The organism is Caulobacter segnis ATCC 21756 (assembly GCF_000092285.1).
Classification (GTDB): domain Bacteria; phylum Pseudomonadota; class Alphaproteobacteria; order Caulobacterales; family Caulobacteraceae; genus Caulobacter; species Caulobacter segnis.
In genome coordinates this window covers 3,863,722-3,882,111 of the sequence record NC_014100.1, presented here as the reverse complement: position 1 = coordinate 3,882,111, position 18,390 = coordinate 3,863,722, and the positions used below count along the sequence as shown (strand labels likewise).

13 protein-coding genes and 1 pseudogene are annotated in these 18,390 nt (G+C 68.9%); 3 read left to right on the top strand and 11 right to left on the bottom strand.

The annotated features are described in order from the left end of the window. Positions 1 to 53 precede the first annotated feature (53 nt). The 9 genes from CSEG_RS17795 to CSEG_RS17755 all read right to left on the bottom strand — a co-directional run bounded on the left by CSEG_RS17795 (position 54) and on the right by CSEG_RS17755 (position 10,085). Positions 54 to 983 carry a DUF4198 domain-containing protein gene (locus tag CSEG_RS17795; protein WP_083778421.1) on the bottom strand — a complete coding sequence of 310 codons (930 nt, stop codon included), beginning with the start codon at positions 981 to 983 and terminating at the stop codon, positions 54 to 56. Continuing rightward, positions 980 to 1,498: a DUF2271 domain-containing protein gene (locus tag CSEG_RS17790; protein ID WP_013080621.1), complete on the bottom strand. Its 519-nt coding sequence runs from the start codon at positions 1,496 to 1,498 to the stop codon at positions 980 to 982. Before CSEG_RS17790 ends, CSEG_RS17795 begins: the two co-directional genes overlap by 4 nt. A 10-nt stretch (positions 1,499 to 1,508) precedes the next feature. Further along, positions 1,509 to 2,138: a PepSY-associated TM helix domain-containing protein gene (locus CSEG_RS17785; protein WP_013080620.1), complete on the bottom strand. Its 630-nt coding sequence runs from the start codon at positions 2,136 to 2,138 to the stop codon at positions 1,509 to 1,511. A gap of 160 nt (positions 2,139 to 2,298) precedes the next feature. Continuing rightward, positions 2,299 to 3,015 (bottom strand): 2OG-Fe dioxygenase family protein, encoded by a 717-nt coding sequence (locus CSEG_RS17780; RefSeq protein ID WP_013080619.1) that lies wholly within the window; start codon positions 3,013 to 3,015, stop codon positions 2,299 to 2,301. Further along, entirely contained in the window at positions 3,012 to 3,425 is a 414-nt protein-coding gene (locus CSEG_RS17775) for a group III truncated hemoglobin (protein WP_013080618.1), read from the bottom strand. The genes CSEG_RS17780 and CSEG_RS17775 overlap by 4 nt, the downstream gene beginning before the upstream one ends. Positions 3,426 to 3,636: 211 nt before the next feature. Further along, positions 3,637 to 6,057, bottom strand: a complete 2,421-nt coding sequence (locus CSEG_RS17770) for a glycoside hydrolase family 3 N-terminal domain-containing protein (RefSeq protein ID WP_013080617.1) — start codon at positions 6,055 to 6,057, stop codon at positions 3,637 to 3,639. Positions 6,058 to 6,252: 195 nt separating this feature from the next. Beyond that, complete coding sequence (locus CSEG_RS17765) at positions 6,253 to 6,771, bottom strand: hypothetical protein (RefSeq protein ID WP_013080616.1); 519 nt, start codon at positions 6,769 to 6,771, stop codon at positions 6,253 to 6,255. A gap of 227 nt (positions 6,772 to 6,998) precedes the next feature. After that, positions 6,999 to 8,954 (bottom strand): M61 family metallopeptidase, encoded by a 1,956-nt coding sequence (locus tag CSEG_RS17760; RefSeq protein ID WP_083778498.1) that lies wholly within the window; start codon positions 8,952 to 8,954, stop codon positions 6,999 to 7,001. Positions 8,955 to 9,218: 264 nt separating this feature from the next. Further along, on the bottom strand, positions 9,219 to 10,085 hold the full coding sequence (locus CSEG_RS17755; protein WP_013080614.1) for a BON domain-containing protein: 867 nt from the start codon (positions 10,083 to 10,085) through the stop codon (positions 9,219 to 9,221). Between the two features lie 231 nt (positions 10,086 to 10,316). On the opposite strand from CSEG_RS17755, the gene dnaG reads away from it, so the two are divergent. The 3 genes and pseudogenes from dnaG (at position 10,317) to rpoD (ending at position 16,156) form a co-directional block, all read left to right on the top strand. After that, positions 10,317 to 12,245 (top strand): DNA primase, encoded by a 1,929-nt coding sequence (dnaG, locus tag CSEG_RS17750; protein WP_013080613.1) that lies wholly within the window; start codon positions 10,317 to 10,319, stop codon positions 12,243 to 12,245. A 177-nt stretch (positions 12,246 to 12,422) separates the two neighbouring features. Then, positions 12,423 to 13,754: pseudogene (locus CSEG_RS17745) on the top strand (sensor histidine kinase); the annotation flags it as partial. A gap of 443 nt (positions 13,755 to 14,197) precedes the next feature. Further along, entirely contained in the window at positions 14,198 to 16,156 is a 1,959-nt protein-coding gene (rpoD, locus tag CSEG_RS17740) for an RNA polymerase sigma factor RpoD (RefSeq protein ID WP_013080611.1), read from the top strand. Positions 16,157 to 16,254: 98 nt separating this feature from the next. Here rpoD and CSEG_RS17735 read toward each other — a convergent pair whose 3' ends face one another. Continuing rightward, on the bottom strand, positions 16,255 to 17,988 hold the full coding sequence (locus CSEG_RS17735) for a M56 family metallopeptidase (protein WP_013080610.1): 1,734 nt from the start codon (positions 17,986 to 17,988) through the stop codon (positions 16,255 to 16,257). A gap of 142 nt (positions 17,989 to 18,130) precedes the next feature. After that, complete coding sequence (locus tag CSEG_RS23420; protein WP_013080609.1) at positions 18,131 to 18,376, bottom strand: BlaI/MecI/CopY family transcriptional regulator; 246 nt, start codon at positions 18,374 to 18,376, stop codon at positions 18,131 to 18,133. Positions 18,377 to 18,390 lie beyond the last annotated feature (14 nt).

Genomic DNA, 18,390 nt, shown 5'->3' with positions numbered 1-18,390 from the left:
CGCGTATCCGCGCCGCGCCACCTCCCCCGCTACGCGAGGGAGGAGAGCGGACCTTAAGGCCGCTGGGCTTCGATGACGGCGGTGTAGCTGGCGCTGACGCCGTTGCCGGCCAGCGGGGTGGCGGGACCTTGCGGAGCGCCCGGAGCGCCCGGAGCGCCCGGAGCGCCCCCCGGGCCGCCCATGCCGGGGCCGCCGGGGCCACGGCCGGTCTCGCCGGAGCGGGCCGTGGCGTTGACCCAGTACATGCCGGCTTCCGGCAGGGTGAACTTCACCGCGCCGTCGGCGCCGGCTTTGACCTTGATCTCGCCGGGCGTGGCGCGCCAGCGGGCGCCGCCGGGGATGAAGGTCACTTCCAGATCGGCGGCCGGCTTGCCGTCCAGCACGAACTTGAAGGTGGCGGGCTCGGTGGCCACGACGTCGGTCGGGTTAGTCACCGGGACCAGCTCCAGACCCTTGCCGGTCGGCGCCAGGGCGCCGGTCGAGGGCTTGTCGCGCGTGACGAAGGTCTCGTTACGGCTGGCCATCTTGATGGTCTTGAGGTCGGCGGCGCCGGCCGGGACCTGCTTGGCGAAGTCGTCGGCCGAACCCCGGAAGCGCTTGACCTCGCCGTTCTCGGTCCAGCTGGCCATGACCGAATTGCTGGCCGTGAAGATCTTGTAGGTGCCCGGCTTGGTCAGCTGGACGTCGAAGGTCGAGCGGTACTGGCCGGTCGAGGCGTTCTGGATCTTGTCGGCCGCGCCGTCCGGACCCAGCACCTGGACGCCGTCGGTGCGCATCGCGCGGTGGTCGGGATAGAAGAGCTCGTTGGAGATGGCGGCGTCGATCGTCACCCAGGCGTTGTCGCCCGACAGGGTGGTGAAGGCCGGCAGCAGCCAGCCGCGGTGGGCCGAGGCCGACATCGGCAGGGTCAGAGCCGCGCTGCCAATCAACAGGGGGGCTGCGACGGCGAGAAGGCGCTTCTTGAAGGTCATGGCTTTTCTCACTTCACGGAAACGGTGACGGCGCCCAACTCGGACGCGCCCTTGGCCGAAGCCGGCTTGCCGGGCTTGCCCCAGGTGAACGGGACGCGGACGGCCTCGTGGCCGCCGACCTCGCGGGCGGCCTCGACGACCAGGTTGTACTGGCCCGGCTTCAGGGCCTTCAGAGCGCCCTTGGAGCCGGCGAAGACCAGCTTCTGCGGACCCGGCGCGCGGGTGGCCCCGCTGACGCCGTCGGCGGGGAAGCTCATCTCGCGGCCGGCCTTGCGCCACCACTGGCGCATGTCCTTCAGCCACTTGGCGCCGTGATCTTCCCGATTGTCGGCGTCGTACCAGACGGCCAGGGTGCCGGCGGCGCTGGCGTCGGCCGGGTTCTCGATCCAGATGGCGACGTAGGGCTTATGGTACTCGGCGACTGTCAGGCGCGGGATCTCGACGGAGACGTTGAGGTCGGCGGCCAGGGCGGGAGCGCCCGCGACGGCGGCCCCGGCGAAAGTCAGCAAGGAAAGCGTAGGCTTCACGGTGTCTGCCTCAAAGGTGGACGAACAGGATGACGAGAATGACCGGCGCGGCCAGGCCCAGGCCCACCAGGGGCCAGGTCAGCGGCCGCGCGCGGGCGTGGAACTGCAGCAGGATCAGGCCGGTGACCGTGAAGATCACGCAGGCGGCGGCGAAGATGTCGATGAACCAGCTCCAGGCCTTGCCCGAGTTGCGGCCCTTGTGCAGGTCGTTGAGCAGGGAGACGACGCCGCGCGTCGTTTTCTCGTGCTCGATCGCGCCGGTCTCGCGGTCGATCGACAGCCAGGCGTCGCCGCCGGGACGGGCCAGGGCGACATAGACCTCTTCGGGCGACCACTCGCCCTCGCGGCCGGCGACGTCGGCGCCGACGGCCTTGTCGAGGAAGGGCTCCAGCGGGACGGGCAGGGGCCGCTTGCCCTCCTCCGGGCCCTTGGCCAGCACCGCCATCAGGTCGGGGGGCAGGGTGGCCTTGCGGCTTACGACTTTGGGCTCCGCCTCGATCTGGCCGGCGTGGTTCAGGGTGATGCCGGTGATCGCGAACAGCAGCATGCCGATCAGAGACACGGCCGCGCTGATCCAATGCCACTGGTGCAGCTGCTTCAGCCAGAACGAGCGGCGATGCTGATCGGCGGCGGACTTCACGGGCGTTCGAGGAACCTTGGCGATGAAGGCTCGTCCTTACTTGAGAACGAATTGCAATATCAAGCGTCAACGCGTCAGCGGGATGCGATTGACGTCTTTTCCATCGTCCACGGGCATGTCGCGCGCATTTCGAAACGTCGCGACGCCGTCACAGTGAAGCTTAGCCGTCCCGGGCGTCCGGACGTCGGAAGGTCACTACCAGCACGTCGCGCACGGCCGGCAGGGCCGGGTCCAGCGGGCGGATCGCCGTGACGCCGTGCAGCACCCGATGATCGTCGACGCAGACCGCGTCGCCAGGTGTGACCAGGGTGAAGGAGCCTAGGCTCGTTCCATCCGGCGCATAGATGTCCGTGACGCCGCTGTCGACATTGCGACGATCGACCAGCATGACGATAACCCAGTCGACGCCGTCGCGGTGCGCGCCTTCCGGCGTCGGCAGGCCGGCCATGCCCGTGCGCGCCTCGATGCGGAACTGGTGCAGCTCGACGTGCCAGGCTTCCGGCGGATCGGTGGTCAGCGGCTGGAAGAGCTCGAGGCCGGCCGCGATCACGCCGCGCGTCACAGGGTGGTCGGCGATCGCCTCGGTGACCGGCTCGAACCAGCGCTGCACGCCGCCGTTCAGCGGGTTGTAGTCGCGGCTCTGCCAGTGCGGCTGATGCGGCTTACGCACGACGCTCTCGGGCGACGCCGCAAAGGCCGCGAACCGGCGCCGGCGATAGCGGCCGCCATCGGCCATGAAGCCGTCCAACGGCAGGTCGTTCCAGCTGTCGGCGAAGGCGCTCCAGCCGGCGGTGACCTCAGGACCCAGCAAGGCCAGGGTCTCGGAACCCTCGAAGCGGACGAAACCCTCGGCGGCCAGCGCCTCGCGCGCGCTCACGCCACGGCTTCCGGCTTGAAGAACAGGCCGAGCTTCAGGGAGCGGGCGATGCGCTCGGCCTTCTGGCCGACGATGGCGGCGCGCGGGGCGTCGAACAGCTCGACGCAGGTCTGGTGGAACAGGTTCAGCCAGGGGATGAACAGGCCTTCGGTGAGGCCCTCGACATGCTGGTGGACCGCCACCGGCTGGCCCTTGTAGCGGCCCGAGGTGTTCAGGACCGACGACCAGAAGTCCTTCAGCGTGGCCAGGTGCTGGGGCCAGCCGTTCTCGCCGATCGCGGTCTCGAAGATCGGGCCCAGGCGGTGGTGGCGGCGGACGCGGGCGTAGAAGGTCTCGACGAGGCGGTCGATCTCTTCGTCGGTGAACGGGGCGGCGTCGGCGCGGATCTGGGCGCGGTCGGAAGCGGACATGGCCGCGATATGGGCCCTTACGCTCCGCGACTGAACCCCGTCGTGATCAAACTTGACTGTCGATTGTTACTTAAGGGGGGCGGACGCCCCCTCCGTCACGGCGCGTATCCGCGCCGCGCCACCTCCCCCGCGATGCGGGTGAGGAGGAGGGACCATCCTCCCCCGTGAACGGGGGAGGTGTCGGCGAAGCCGACGGAGGGGGCGCTAAGCCCTAGGCCACCGTCAGCGTGGCTTTCTTCAGGTCGACCGAGTTCGGGCCGACCAGGATCGAGAAGTCGCCCGGTTCCACCACGCGCTTCATGTCGAGGTCCCACATCCACAGGTCCGACGGCTTGATCTCGAAAGTCACCGTGGTCTTGGCCCCGGGCGCCAGGGTGACGCGCTTGAAGTGCTTCAGCTCCAGCACCGGACGGGTGACCGTCGCGGTCTCGTCGTGGATGTAGAGCTGAACGACCTCGTCACCCGCGACCTTGCCGGTGTTGGCCACGTCGACCTCGACCTTGACGGTCTCGCCCTGGCCGATCTTGGCCTTGGCCAGGCGCGGCGCCGAGATGTCGAAGCTGGTGTACGACAGGCCGAAACCGAACGGATAGAGCGGGGTGACGTCGCCGCCCAGATAGCCGCGGCGGGCCGTCGGCTTGCGGTTGTAGTAGATCGGCAGCTGGCCGACGTTGCGCGCGATGCTGACCGGCAGCTTGCCGCCCGGATTGGCGCGGCCGAACAGCACGTCGGCGGCGGCGTTGCCGGTTTCCTGGCCCAGGTACCAGCCCTCGATGATGGCGTCGGCGCGCTCGGCCAGCAGGTTGATCGACAGCGGACGACCGTTCAGCAGGAAGACCACGGTCGGCTTGCCCAGGTCGAAGATCGCCTTGGCCAGGTCGTTCTGCTGACCGATCAGGTCCAGGCTCTCGCGGTCGCCCAGGTGGTTGTCGGCCCAGGCCTCGCGGCTGGTCTGCTCGTTGTCGCCCAGCACCATGACGACGACGTCGGCCTTCTTGGCGACCTCGACGGCTTCCGCGATGAGTTTCGCGTTGACGGCCGGGTCGGTGAAATTGACCTGGTCCTGCGCCCAGATGCGCTGTTCGGTGATCCGCACGGCCTCGGCGTAGTCGAGGGCGAAGCCTTGGGCCTTGGCCTCGGCGGTCAGGCCTTCATAGATCGACACCACGTGGCGCGGCACGTCGGAGTAGCCGCCGATCGGCGTGTCCTTGGCGTGCGTGCCCAATAGCGCAAGGCGCTTGATCTTCTTGCCGTCCAGCGGCAGCACGCCCTTGTCGTTCTTCAGCAGCACGACGGCCTTGCGGGCGGCCTCGCGGGCCAGGGCGACGGCGTCCGGCGTCGCCGTCTTGGCGTCGGCGGTCTTCTCGTCGCAGTAGGGGTTCTCGAACAGGCCGCCCTCGAACTTCATGGTCAGGACGCGAGCCACGGCCGCGTCGATCTCGAACTGCGGAATGCGGCCGGCCTTCACCAGCTCGGGGATCAGGGCGTAGGCCTCGCCGTCGGGCAGCTCGACGTCGACGCCGGCGTGCATCGCGCGGACGGCGGTCTCGCCCAGGTCGGTGGTCAGCTTGTGACGGCTGATCATCTCCTTGATGGCGAAGTAGTCGCTCTGGACCGAGCCCTTGTAGCCCCACTCCTCGCGCAGGATCTTGGTCAGCAGCCAGCGGCTGCCGTGCGAAGGCACGCCGTCGATCTCGTTGTACGAGGGCATGACCGCGCGGACCGGCAGCTCGGTCACCGCGCGCTCGAACGGCGGGAAGAAGTTCTCGCGCAGGACGCGCTCGGAAATCTGGGCCGGGCCGACATTGGTGCCGTTCTCGGGCTGGCCGTGGCCGGTCATGTGCTTGAGGGTGACGAAGACCTTGTCCTTGGCTAGCGGCAGGGTCGTCCCCTGGAAACCGCGGATGGCGGCCAGGCCGATCTCGGCGCAGACGTGCGGGTCCTCGCCATACGTCTCCTCGATGCGGCCCCAGCGCGGGTCGCGGGCCACGTCGACGACGGGGGCAAGCGCCAGGTTCGAACCCCGGGCGCGCATCTCGCGGGCGGCGACGGCGAAGATCTTCTCGGTCAGCTCGGTGTCGAAGGTCGAGGCCAGAGCGATGGCCTGCGGGAAGCTGGTCGCGTCGCGGGCGACGTAGCCGTGCAGGGCTTCGTCGTGCATCAGCATCGGGATGCCCAGGCGCGTCTTCTCCACGGCCCACTTCTGGGCGGCGTTGGTGTAGCGGGCGGTTTCCTTGGCGTTGCGGTTGATCGCGCCGTCGTCGGCGCCGGCGGCCGCGCCGATCACCGTCACGGGCTTGGCGCCCTTGCGGTCGGACGGACGCGAGATCTGGCCCAGGCCATTGGGGAAGTTCTTGCTGGCCTGCTCGGGCGAGAACTCGCCCTCCGGGGTCTGGATCTTGTTCTTGGTCAGCCAGATGCCGATCAGCTGGGCGGCTTTTTCCTCCAGCGTCATGCGGCCCAGCAGGTCCTGCACGCGGGCGTCGATCGGCTGGGCGGGGTCCTTGTAGAGCGGCTTGCCGCCCGAGGTCTTCGGCGCGTTGCTGGCGGTTTGAGCCAGGGCTGGGAGAGCGGCGGCGGACAGAGCGGCGAGGCTCGCGCCGAACAGGCGGCGGGTGATGGCGGTGGTCATCTGAACGTTTCCCCGGGGCTACGCGAATGGCGCGGCGGCTCTCGGGCCGCCTTCGGGCGGCACTATGGGGGCAGTTGTCTGACCACTCAAGCCGGAAATGGTACCGGTCTCATGATCCGGAGCGCTAGAGCCTGTCTGTTTACGCTTAGAGCGCGTTCGGGCGGTTTAGCCGCGTAGACTTAAACCTAACGCGCCCTAGTGCAGCGCAAAGCCCGTCGTTTGCGGGCGAGCAAGCTGGGCCTCGTCCATCCAGGCCGGCCAGACGCTCGTCGGCCAGCCGCCGATCACATACTGCGCGCGGACGATGGCCAGCCACTGGCGCAGGGCGTCGGTCGTCAGGGGGAGGCGAACGCCTTGCTCGTCGGTCTCCGGCTTGAAGATCAGGACCGCCCCGTCGGGTCCGGTCCCGATGTCGACGCTGGTCACGCAGCCGCCGGGAGCGGCCTGGCTGGCGGGCACCGGAGGCTCGGCGCCGAGGGAGGCCTCGGCCGCCTGTTGGGCGAATTCCTGCAGCAGGGCGTCGCCGCCGTTCTGCTCCAGCCAGCCGGTCAGGCGAGGGATCAGCATGTTGAGCATGCGCTGGGTCAGCCACAGGACCACGGTCTCACCGCCGGCCGTCTCGCCCGACAGGCGGAGGCGATCCTCGGTGACGACATATTGCGTGGTGACGCGGTGGAGTTCCGGGCTGTCCGGCAGGGCGGGGTCTCGATCCATCACGCGGAGAGATAGCCGCTCGCGACGCCGCGCGCCACGGTCACAGATTGTCGAGAGAGGGTTCGCCCGATGGCCCGAGGCCGGACGCGAAGAAGGGCCCGCTTTGGGAGAGGGGGGTAGCGGGCCCTTCGGTACGCGTTCAGAGGGAATGAACAGGCGGGAAAATGGCATAATCGCCGGCTTCCCGCCCTTCTCCATTTCGTCGCAGGTTGCGAAGCGCTCGCAGCTTACTTGCGCGGCGTCAGGATGTCGTCGAGGCGCGCGGGAACGCCGGCGATCTTCTCCAGGCGCGGGTAGCGCAGGCCGCCGCGGTAGTCGATCTTGACGCTCTTGTAGCGCGAGCCGTCCTTGAGCAGCAGCTCGACCAGCGGGTTCTCGGGCTTCGCGGCGGCGGTGACGGCGGCCTTCAGCTTGTCGCCGTCGAAGGCCTCGCCGTTGACGGCCACGACCGTGAGGCCCTGGGTCAGGCCCGCCTTGAACGCCGGACCGCCCCACTGCACGTCGCTGATCACGCCGTCCGAGCCCACCGTCAGCCCGAGCGAGTAGCTGAGGCCGGTGCTTTTGGCGCGGGTCTCGGCCGCCTTCATGAACTCGGTCGGGGTTGCGGTGTAGACCAGCTTGTAGCCGCCGCGCTCCAGGCCATCGAGCGGCGCCTTCTCCTGGACGTCCTGAATGCGGCTCTTCAGGAAGGTCGCCCAGTCGTAGGCGTAGACGCCGTTCAGCGTGCTGACCACGTCCTCGAACACATAGGTGCGCGGCACGTAGGAGCCGTTGTCGACGCCGAAGAAGGCCTTGGCGAAGTCGTCCAGCGACTTCTTGCCGCCGGTCTTCTCGCGGATCAGGGTGTCGGCGTCGAGCCAGACCAGCAGGCCTTCGGAATAGTAGTCCTCGCTGCGCTGCCACGACAGCCACGACAGCGGCTTGCGGCTGGCGATGATCGGGTCGTTGGTGGTGTCCTGCACCGGGCGCCAGTCGCGGCCGCGACGGTTGTCGTAGGTGGCGGCGGTGGCGGCGATCGAGTCCAGGGCTTGCTGCTTGGTCAGGAGGCCCGAGCGGGCGGCCAGCACGTTGCCCCAGTACTGGGTCTGGCCCTCATAGACCCACATCAGGCTGTCGCGCATCGGCACGTTCAGATTGGGGGTCCAAAGGTCGGCGGCGCGGCGGAACTTGCCGTTCCACGAGTGGGTGTATTCGTGGCTCAGCAGATCGCGGCCGACGAAGCTCTTGTCCCACTCGGTGAAGTACTTGGGCGTGACGCGGTTTTCGGACGAGCGGTGGTGCTCCAGCCCGATGCCGCCGATCTTGTCCGACAGGGCGACCAGGAAGTCGTAGTGGTCGTAGTGATGCGAGCCGTACAGCTTGTAGGCCTGCTGGACGAGGTCCTTGTGGATCTGGATGTGCTCGGGCTTGGCGTCCAGCAGCTCGGGGCTGTCGGCGACCAGGTTCAGGCGCACGGGCGCGGGGCCGGTCGGGTCCAGGTCGATCGACTTGAAGTACTTGCCCGCGAAGATCGGGCTATCGACCAGGGTCTCGACCGTGGTCGGCTTGAACGTGGTGACCTGGCCGTCGACCTTGGCGGTCTCCAGCGCCGTGGCCAGCTTCCAGCCTTCCGGCAGCTTGACGCTGGCCTCGATCGGGATTTTGCGGGTGTAGAAGCCGGCCGGGTACATGGTCACCTGCAGCCACTGCAGGTTCAGCATTTCGGGCGTGACCTCGGTGCGGCCGACCTTGGCCTCGACGGCGGTCAGGAACTGGTAGCTGACCTGGATCTCGCTGACCCCCGTGGGCACGTCGACGTGGAAGGCGTGGACGCTGACGACGTCGCGCGTCCAGGGGATGCGCTTGCCGTTGGCGGTGACCACCAGGCCGGCCAGCTTGTCGAGGTCGTTGCGCGGCGAGTGACCGCCCGGGACCCACTGCGGATACAGGAACACGAAGTCGCCGGCCTTGCTGACCGGGATGGTCGTGGTGACGGTCCAGATCTTGCGGTCGAGATCGGTGGCGTCCACGGCCAGCTTCAGCGTGCCGGCGTAGGGGACGTCCTGAGGCGCGGGGATCGGCGCGGTTGCGGCGGCCGACTCCGGCCAGGGCTGGGACGCCGCCGGGGTCTGCGCGAGCGCGGCGGTCGCGGCCAGGGACAGGACGGAGACGGAGAAGAACAGCGCTTTCACGAAACACCCAATGCGGCGCGCGGGCGTGCTCCCGCGACGAGAAGCCGGGATGTTTGTGGCGTTAATATCGGCTTGTCGAGGCCAAGTTGGCCTCCGCATGCGGAATATGGGCAATCGTTTCGACCGTGAAACGAAGCTGCGAATGCGTAATCAAATCCTCCCCTCAGTGGGGGGAGGCGGCCGAAGGCCGGAGGGGGAAGTCTTTGATGACTTGTCTCTTCCCCCTCCGTCGTTTCTTCGAGCCGACACCTCCCCCGCTAGGGGGGAGGATTTTTATCAGCCCAGCGGATCGGACGACGTCGGCACGATGGTCGCCGTCGATGTCGCGCCCGTCCCGCGGTCGAGCCGCAGGTTGTTCTGGACGTGGTCGACGCCCGAGACCGTCTCCGCGATCGCCTCGGCGCGCTTCTTGTCCTCGCGCGAGCGGACAGTGCCGGTCAGGGTGACTTCGGCGTCGCTGACCGCGACCTCGATCCCTTGGGCGTCCAGCCAGGCGTCGTCGGTCAGGCGGTCGCTGACGTCCTCCCGAATGCGATCGTCCGAGCGCCGATAACCCTTGGGCCCGCGTCCGCGATGCTCGCCGTCGGCCTGCCGGCGGTTGAGCGCGTCATGATCGCCCATCCACGAGGAGACCTCGTCGCGCGCGCGGTCGAACCAGGTGCGCTCTTCCTGCTGCGGGCGGCCGCGGTCGCGCGGACCGAAAGAGCGATACGGGTTGTAGTCGCCATAGGCGCCGTCGTGGTCGTAGCGATCGCGGTCTCGGCGGCCGTCGCGCTGTTCGAAATAACGCTCGTCGCCATAATCGGCGGTGCGGCTGGAGTAGCCGCTAGCCCCATAATCGCCGGTGGAGCCGCCGAAGTCATGGCCGCCGACGCGGCCCCAGTCGCCCGGCTGGCGATAGCCGCCGGCGCCCGCGCCGTAGTCCGCGCCCGAGTTCATCCGGCCGTAACCGAAGTCACCGCCCTGCTGGGCCGCGCGCAGGAACTGGCTTCCACCCGAGCGACGGGGGCGGTCCCGTTGGGAATTGTCGTAGGCCGGGTCGCGCCGCCGCGCGGCGTCGTAGCCATAGCCCCGATCGCGGTCGAAATCGCCGTCCGGCTCGACATCAAATCGACCTTCGCGGTCATTCCATCGTTGCGGCATGGGTCTGCTCCGTGACGTTCAGAGGGGGAAAGGGCGCGTCGAGGCGCTCTGTGACGGAAACGGACGGGCGCGAACGGCTGTTCCTAATGCCGCGCTTGATCGGTGAATCTGTGGGTAACCTGTGAGGGACTCGGCGTATGGCTTGGGACGAGGCCGCCACGTCCGGTTCTGGCGAAGCGGCTCGCCAGATAAGGTGTAGGGTTCAAGCCCGCGAAGTACCGCTCACCCTCAATGCGTTTCGACGACCGTTTCCTCGAAGAACTGAAGTCCCGCCTTCGCCCGTCCGACGTCGTCGGCAAGACGGTGAAGCTGCGGCGGCAGGGGCGCGAGTATGCGGGGCTGTCGCCGTTCACGAAGGAGAAGAGCCCCTCGTTCTTCGTCAACGACGAGAAGGGCTTCTATCACTGCTTCTCCAGCGGCAAGCACGGCGACATCATCAGCTTCCTGCAGGAGACCGAGCGGCTGACCTTCGCCGAGGCGGTCGAGCGCCTGGCGGCCGAGGCCGGCATGAGCCTGCCGGAGGTCGACCCCCGCGCCGCGCGCGAGGAGCAGAAGCGCTCGTCCCTGGGCGACTGGATGGAGCTGGCGGCCGCCTGGTTCGAGAGCGAGCTGCGTCGCCCGGTCGGCCAGGCCGCCCGCGCCTACCTCGAAAAGCGCGGCCTTCCCGAGAGCGAGTGGAGCCGCTTCCGCATCGGCTTCGCGCCCAACAATCGCACGGGCCTCAAGGACTACCTGATCGCCAAGGGCGCCAAGCCGGGCGACCTCGTGGACGCCGGCGTGCTGATCGCGCCCGAGGACGGCGGCCAGCCCTATGACCGCTTCCGCGACCGGATCATCTTCCCGATCGCCGACAGCCGGGGGAAGGTCGTGTCGTTCGGCGGCCGGGCCATGGATCCCGCCGCCCGCGCCAAGTATCTGAACGGCCCCGAGACCAGTCTCTTCCACAAGGGGCGGGTGCTGTACGGCCTGTTCGAGGCCCGCAAGATCCTGCACGCCGGCCAGAGCGGGGGCGAGAAGCCGCCGATGGTGGTGGTCGAGGGCTATATGGACGTCATCGCCTGCCAGCGCGCCGGGATCCCGGCCGTGGCGGCCATGGGCACGGCCCTGACCGAGGAGCAGATGGAGGGCCTTTGGCGCCTGCATCCGACCCCGACCCTATGCTTCGACGGCGACAAGGCCGGCCGCCGCGCCGCGGACCGCGCCATCGACCGCGCCCTGCCGCTGCTGAAGCCCGGCCGCTCGTTCCTGTTCTCGATGCCCGTGGGCGGCAAGGACCCGGACGACGTGCTGCGCGAGCAGGGACCGGCGGCGCTGAAGGCGCAGATCTCGAACACCAAGCCGTTCGTCGAGGCTCTGTTCGAGCGTGAGCGCGAGCTTGAGCCCTTCGATACGCCCGAACAGCGCACGAACCTCAAGGTTCGCCTGCGCACCCTGGCCGCGACCATCGCCGACAAGGACCTGGCCCACGCCTACAAGGAAGAACTGCTCGACCGCCTGGACGAGATGCGGGCGGCCCGGCGGGTCAAGGCCGACGCCAGCGACGCGGGACGCGCGCTGTCGCGCCAGCGCTGGGACAACACGCCTCGGCGCGGCGGCAAAGGGCGGCTGGAAGGCTCCACCGCCGAGGGGCGTCAGGCGGCGGCGGCCCTGCAGCAGGCCCCGCGCCCGTTCTCGGCCGCCCTGCTGATCGCCGCCATCCGCGATCCCAAGGTCGTCGACGACCGGATCGAGGTGCTGATGAACCAGGGCTTCGGAGACCAGCGGCTGGACGCCATCGCCCAGGAGTTGGTGAACCTGCGCATGGACGCCGACCATGTCGAGGCGGGCATGGTGCGTGGGCGTCTGGCCACGGCCGGCTATGACGACGCGACCCTTGCGGCGCTGGAGCGCTCAGCCGCGCACGTGAAGGCGCTGGACGCCGCCCAGAGCGCCGCCCAGAGCCCCGAGGACGCGATTCGAGGGCTGTGGTCTCAGGCCTTCGATCTCCTGATCCGGCTGACGGCGCTGGAGCGGGCGGTCGACGAGGCCAAGGCCGACCTGGCCCACGAAGGCGACTCCCACACCCTGTTCCGGCTGAAGACCGAGCGCGACGCGGTCAAGCGACTGATCGACAGCGGCGGCTGGACCGATCCCAGCCTGGTGGCGCAGGTGCTGCACTAGAGTTAAGGCGCCTCAACCTTCACGGTTGCCTTTCCAGCGTGGGAGTTGTGTGGTGGACAGGCGCGTCGGGCCTGGACCGCCAACTCCCCGCCACGCGCCGGAAGCCATTGCGAGGCCAGATTGTCGGACCCCGAAAGACCGCGGCCTATCCCGACCACCGACGCGATGACTCGCGTGCTCGCTAGCGAGGCGCGCCTGCGCGCGGCGGTTGACGCGGTCCAGGGCGTGCTGTGGACCAACAACGCCAAGGGCCAGATGGAAGGCGAGCAGCCGGCCTGGGGCGCGCTGACAGGCCAGGAGCGAGCGGACTATCAGGGCTTTGGCTGGACCAAGGCGGTGCATCCCGACGACATCGAACCGACCGTCAAGGCGTGGCTGGCGGCGGTCGCCGAGAAGCGGACCTTCGAGTTCGAGCATCGCGTGCGGCGGCGTGACGGCGTCTGGCGCGACTTCCGCATCCGGGCCGTGCCGCTGTTCGAGGAGACCGGCGAAATCCGCGAGTGGGTCGGCGTTCACACCGACATCACCGAGCAGAAGGCGGCCGCCGACAAGCTGCGCGAGAGCGAGGCCTTGTTCCGCATCCTCGCGGACGCCGCGCCAGCGCCGATCTGGATAACCGAGCCCTCCGGCGAGGTCGAGTTCGTCAACGCCGCCTTCGCCGAGCTGGCCAATGTTGGTCGCGATGACCTGATGGGCCACGCCTGGATCGCTCTGATCCATCCCGATGACCTCGCCGAAATCCTGGTGCGTCGCGAGGCGGCGCGGGCCGGGCCCGATCCCTACAGTTTCGAGGCGCGCTTCCGGCGTCATCCCGAAGGATGGCGCTGGATGCTGGTCAACGCCAAGCCGCGCATCGACGCCAGCGGCGCGTTCCTTGGCTATGTTGGGATGGCGATGGACCACACGGAGATCAAGACCGCCCAGGTTCACCAGCAGTTGCTGATCAACGAGCTGAACCACCGGGTGAAGAACACCCTGTCCTCGATCCAGTCGATCGCCCGCCAAACCCTGCGCTCGGACGATGTGGCGCCGCGGGCGCGGGACCAGTTCATCGAGCGTCTGATGGCGATGTCGGCCGCCCACAACGTGCTGACCAGCGAGAGCTGGTCGGGCGCGGTCATCGACGACATCCTGCGCGAGGCCCTGCGCCCCTTCGCCGACGATCAGGACCCGGACCGCATCTCGATCAAGGGCCCCTCGTTGCGCGTCGAGCCCGGCGCGGCCCTGGCCCTGGCGCTCGCCGCGCACGAACTGGGCACGAACGCGGCCAAGTACGGCGCGCTATCGTCGCCCGGCGGTCGGGTGAGCGTCGAGTGGGCGTTGGAGAGCGACAAGCACGCGATGGTGCGCTGGCGGGAGTGGGGCGGGCCGGAGGTCGTCGCGCCGACGCATCGCGGCTTTGGCGCGCGGCTGCTGGAGCGCGGCCTCGTCGGAGACCTGGGCGGCAAGCCTGAGCTGGTCTTCCTGCCGCCAGGCGTCGAGGCGAGGCTGCCGGTGCGGATCGCGTGAGCGCTCCGCGGAGGCGGGCGGGCGTCTTGCTCTGGCTTGCAAATCTTTGCGGTCCGGCGTCTTCCCATCTTGACACAGAGCCCTCCCAAAGCCACATGCCGACTCAAGGATTTGCCACGCAGCTGATTGACATCGCTCGGGCCGCCGTAGCGCGCGCCCTTATCGAAACAGGATGTCACCCTCGCCGCCGTCCCGAGTCCCCAGCGGTCGCTGACCCCTACGGGAGACGCGCCAGATCGCGCTTATCGCCTCTGTGTCCTCCGACGGGTCTCTCGCGGAGCGTTCTGACATGGCGAACGAGCGCGGACTGGCCTCCTGACGGGAACGTGATCCCTGGGTAAGCGCTGATCAAAGGCGCGGACGAGGCCGGCAAGCCTTTTCGATAAGGATTTTTTCGGCGCGCGTCTTGCAGGACCGAGGCGACGTCGATTGCGGAGAGCTTGATGAGCAACAATTCCTCGGCCGAGACCGAAGCGCCCGAAGCCACCGGTGGCGACGGCCCGCTGCTCGACCTGACCGACGCCGGCGTCAAGAAGTTCATCAAGCAGGCGAAAGCCCGCGGCTATGTCACGATGGACGAGCTGAACAAGGTGCTGCCGTCGGAGGAGGTTTCTCCCGACGCGATCGAAGACACCCTGGCCATGCTCAGCGAGATGGGCGTCAACGTCGTCGAGGCCGAAGAAGACGCCGAGGGCGGCGAGGGCGGCGAGGTCGCGACCCGCGACGAGAACACCACCGTCATCACCAGCGACAAGCCGGCCGCCTACGACCGCACCGACGACCCCGTGCGCATGTACCTGCGCGAGATGGGCTCGGTGGAGCTGCTGTCGCGCGAGGGCGAAATCGCCATCGCCAAGCGCATCGAGGCCGGCCGCGACACGATGATCCGCGGCCTCTGCGAGTCCGCCCTGACCTTCGAAGCCATCATGGTGTGGCGTGAGGAGCTGGGCTCGGGCCGTATCCTGCTGCGCGAAGTCATCGACCTGGAAGGCACCTACGCCGCGATCAACGGCGTGGCCGCCCAGCCCGCCGCCGAGGACGAGGAAGGCCCGGCCGAGCCGATCGACGACGAAGCCGGCGAAGCCAAGCCGGAAGGCGCCGAGGGCGAGGACGACGACGACTTCGACGACGGCGCCGGTCCGACCGTCAGCGCCATGGAAGGCGAGTTGCGCGAAGGCGTGATGGCCATCCTGGACGCCATCGCCAGCGAGTTCGAAAGCTTCCGCAAGCTGCAGGACAAGCTGGTCGGCAGCCGCCTGAAGGGTGAAGATCTCTCGGAAGCCGACCGCAAGGCCTACGAAGGCCTGTCGGCGACCATCATCCAGCACCTGAAGACGCTGAAGCTGAACAACAACCGCATCGAGGCGCTGGTCGAGCAGCTCTATGCGATCAACAAGCGCCTGATCGGCCTGGAAGGCCGCCTGCTGCGCCTGGCCGACAGCTACGGCATCAGCCGCGCCGAGTTCCTGAAAGCCTATTTTGGTTCGGAGCTGAACCCGACCTGGGGCGAGCAGGTCAAGGCGATGGGCGTGCGCTGGACCAAGTTCGTCGAGAACGACAACAGCTCGATCAGCGACATCCGTCAGGAGATCGCCGCGCTGGCCACCGAGACCGGCGTGCCGATCGACGACTACCGCCGCATCGTCCAGACCGTGCAGAAGGGCGAGCGCGAGGCCCGTCAGGCCAAGAAGGAGATGGTCGAGGCCAACCTCCGTCTCGTGATCTCGATCGCCAAGAAGTACACCAACCGCGGCCTGCAGTTCCTGGACCTGATCCAGGAAGGCAACATCGGCCTGATGAAGGCCGTCGACAAGTTCGAGTACCGCCGCGGCTACAAGTTCTCGACCTACGCCACCTGGTGGATCCGTCAGGCCATCACCCGCTCGATCGCCGACCAGGCCCGGACCATCCGGATCCCGGTGCACATGATCGAGACGATCAACAAGATCGTCCGCACCAGCCGCCAGATGCTGCACGAGATCGGCCGCGAGCCGACCCCGGAAGAGCTGGCCGAGAAGCTGGCCATGCCGCTGGAAAAGGTCCGCAAGGTCCTGAAGATCGCCAAGGAGCCGATCTCGCTCGAAACGCCGATCGGCGACGAGGAAGACAGCCACCTGGGCGACTTCATCGAGGACAAGAACGCCGTCCTGCCGATCGACGCGGCCATCCAGTCCAACCTGCGGGAAACCACCACCCGCGTGCTGGCCTCGCTGACCCCGCGTGAAGAGCGCGTGCTGCGCATGCGCTTCGGCATCGGCATGAACACCGACCACACGCTGGAAGAAGTCGGCCAGCAGTTCTCGGTGACCCGCGAACGTATTCGTCAGATCGAGGCCAAGGCCCTGCGCAAGCTCAAGCACCCGTCGCGGTCGCGCAAGCTGCGCAGCTTCCTGGACTCGTAAGGTACAGGCTCAGCTCAAATGAAGACGCCCCGGTCGCAGGACCGGGGCGTTTTTGTTTGGACGTTTGAAGCCTTCTCCCGCAAGGGGAGAAGGATCACTTACGACACCTCGCGCGCGCGTTCCTCAAGCTGATCCGCCCGGCGTTCCAGGTCTTCGGCCTTGCCCGGCAGGCTGCGGCAGAGGGCCTTCAGCTCCTCGTCCGTCACGGTCTGCCCGCGCGCGCGATTGTCGGCGATCTGCTTGGTGCGGTAGGCCGGATCGCGCAGGCGCGTGGCCTCCTCGCGCATCTGGCGTGCGCCGGCCCGCATCTGCTCGGCGCCTTTGGCCATGTCGAGCCTGGCCTGCTTCATCGCGACGACGCGGGCGTGCTCGCCGGCCCTGCGGGCCTCCTCGCCGATGCGGCGGGCGTCCTCGGCCGAGAGACGCGCCTGTTCGGCGTAGACGCGCGACTGGGCGCGAGCCTGGGCGGCGGCTACCTGCGCGGCGGCCTGGATCTCGTCGCGATGGGCTTCGACCTGGCGGCGGATCTCGTCGGCGTTTACGCGGGCGGCGTCCGCCTGGGCCCTGGCCCATTCGGCTTGCGCCTGGGCTTGCGCCCGGTCCCAGGCGGCCTGAGCGCGCGCCTGGTCTTGCGCCTGGCCTCTGTCAAAGGCCGCCTGAGTCCGCGCCTCGGCTCGCGCCTGCGCCCTGTCCCAGGCGGCTTGGGCTCGCGCCTGAGCCATGTCGTAGGCGTCAGCCGCGTCAGCTGCTGGAGCCGGAGGCGCGGCAGGCGCGGCAGGCGCTGGCGGAGCGGCGGGCGCGGCTTCGGCGGGCTCGGCCGCCGGCGCGGGCGGCAGGGGCGCGCTCGCGACCTCGGCGGGCGGGACCGGCGGGATCGGCGGCGCGAGCTGCCGGGTCACGGCGAAGGCGGCCAGCGGGGCTGCGACCAGCGCGATGGTGCCGATGCAAAGCGCGACGGTCAGGGGGCGGCGGCGCGCGGGGGCGTCGGTCATGATGCTGGCGATCCTCGATTTCAGGGTCCGGGCGTCGGCGGCCATCGGCAGCGAGGCGGCCGGCGCGAGCAGGGACGTGGGGTGGGCGGCCAGGCGGACCAGCGTGCGGGCGTATAGCGCGCGATCGACGGTCCCCAGCGCGGCGGCGTCGGCCGCTTCCTCGGAGCGTTGGCGCAGGACGGCGTGCAGGCGCCAGACCAGCGGATTGAACCAGAAGATCGCCAGCACCACGCGCGAGATCACCAGGAAGATCCAGTCGTGGCGACGCAGGTGCGCCAGCTCGTGGGCCATGATCGCGCTGGCGGTGTTGCGTTCGGCCAGGGTGGCCGGGTCGACCAGGATGGCGCCCGGCGCGACGCCCCAGCTCAGGGGACCGGCGACCTTGTCGCTGCAGACAAGGTTGGGACGATCCGCCGGCGGCAGGTCCTCGATCGGCGCCAGCCAGGCGGGGCAGGTGACCGGCGAAGCCTTCCGCGTCCAGCGCGTCAGGGTGCGAAGCCCCAGGGCCAGGCGCGCGCCGATCAGCGCCGCGCCCAGCAGCCACAGACCGCCCAGGATCGCGCCCGGCGTGGTCCAGCGCGCGGTGGGCGGCGGCGGGGTGATGCTGGCGATATCCGACGCGGCGAGGGTGGGCGTTTCCGTCAGCGGCGGCAGCAGCGCCAGCTCGATGGGCGGCAGGGCGTTCATGATCACCGGCAAGGCCAGCAGCAGGCATACCGTCCCGCGCAGAATGTCGACCCGCTCGACCGGGCGCTGGGTGAGGTGGCGAGACGCGGCCAGGCCCGCGCCCGCGATCAGGCTGGACTTGACCAGCAGCGAGATCAGCAGTGTCCAGGTCATTGCTTATCCTCTCCGTCCCGGGGGATCACGGCCTTGTCGATCATCGCCTCGAGGGCGGCGGCTTCTTCCGGCGTCAGCTTCTGGCCCAGGCCCAGCAGGGCGCTGGCGGCGCTGGCGGCCGAGCCGGCGAAGAAGGTGTCGATCAGCCTGCGCAGGGCCCCGACCGCGACGGTCTCGGGGTGGCCTGGGCGGGGCGGTAGACGACACCGTGCGCGCCGGGCGAGCGCTCGACCAGGCCCTTGCTCTCCAAGCGGACGAGCAGGGTGCGGACGGCGGAGTCGCTCAAGGGATCGGCGAGCGCGGCGCGGACGTCGGCGGTGGCGCCGGTCTCCAGCCGGCACAGCGTCTCGAAGACCTCGCGTTCGCGTCGTGGCAGGGAGTCGATCAAGGGCGGCCTCCGAG

Excerpts from the sequence above, each read along its gene's own strand:
- CSEG_RS17775 (WP_013080618.1), bottom strand. The coding sequence starts at position 3,425 with ATGTCCGCTTCCGACCGCGCCCAGATCCGCGCCGACGCCGCCCCGTTC.
- CSEG_RS17770 (WP_013080617.1), bottom strand. The coding sequence starts at position 6,057 with ATGACCACCGCCATCACCCGCCGCCTGTTCGGCGCGAGCCTCGCCGCT.
- CSEG_RS17765 (WP_013080616.1), bottom strand. The coding sequence starts at position 6,771 with ATGGATCGAGACCCCGCCCTGCCGGACAGCCCGGAACTCCACCGCGTC.
- CSEG_RS17755 (WP_013080614.1), bottom strand. The coding sequence starts at position 10,085 with ATGCCGCAACGATGGAATGACCGCGAAGGTCGATTTGATGTCGAGCCG.
- dnaG (WP_013080613.1), top strand. The coding sequence starts at position 10,317 with ATGCGTTTCGACGACCGTTTCCTCGAAGAACTGAAGTCCCGCCTTCGC.
- rpoD (WP_013080611.1), top strand. The coding sequence starts at position 14,198 with ATGAGCAACAATTCCTCGGCCGAGACCGAAGCGCCCGAAGCCACCGGT.
- CSEG_RS17735 (WP_013080610.1), bottom strand. The coding sequence starts at position 17,988 with ATGACCTGGACACTGCTGATCTCGCTGCTGGTCAAGTCCAGCCTGATC.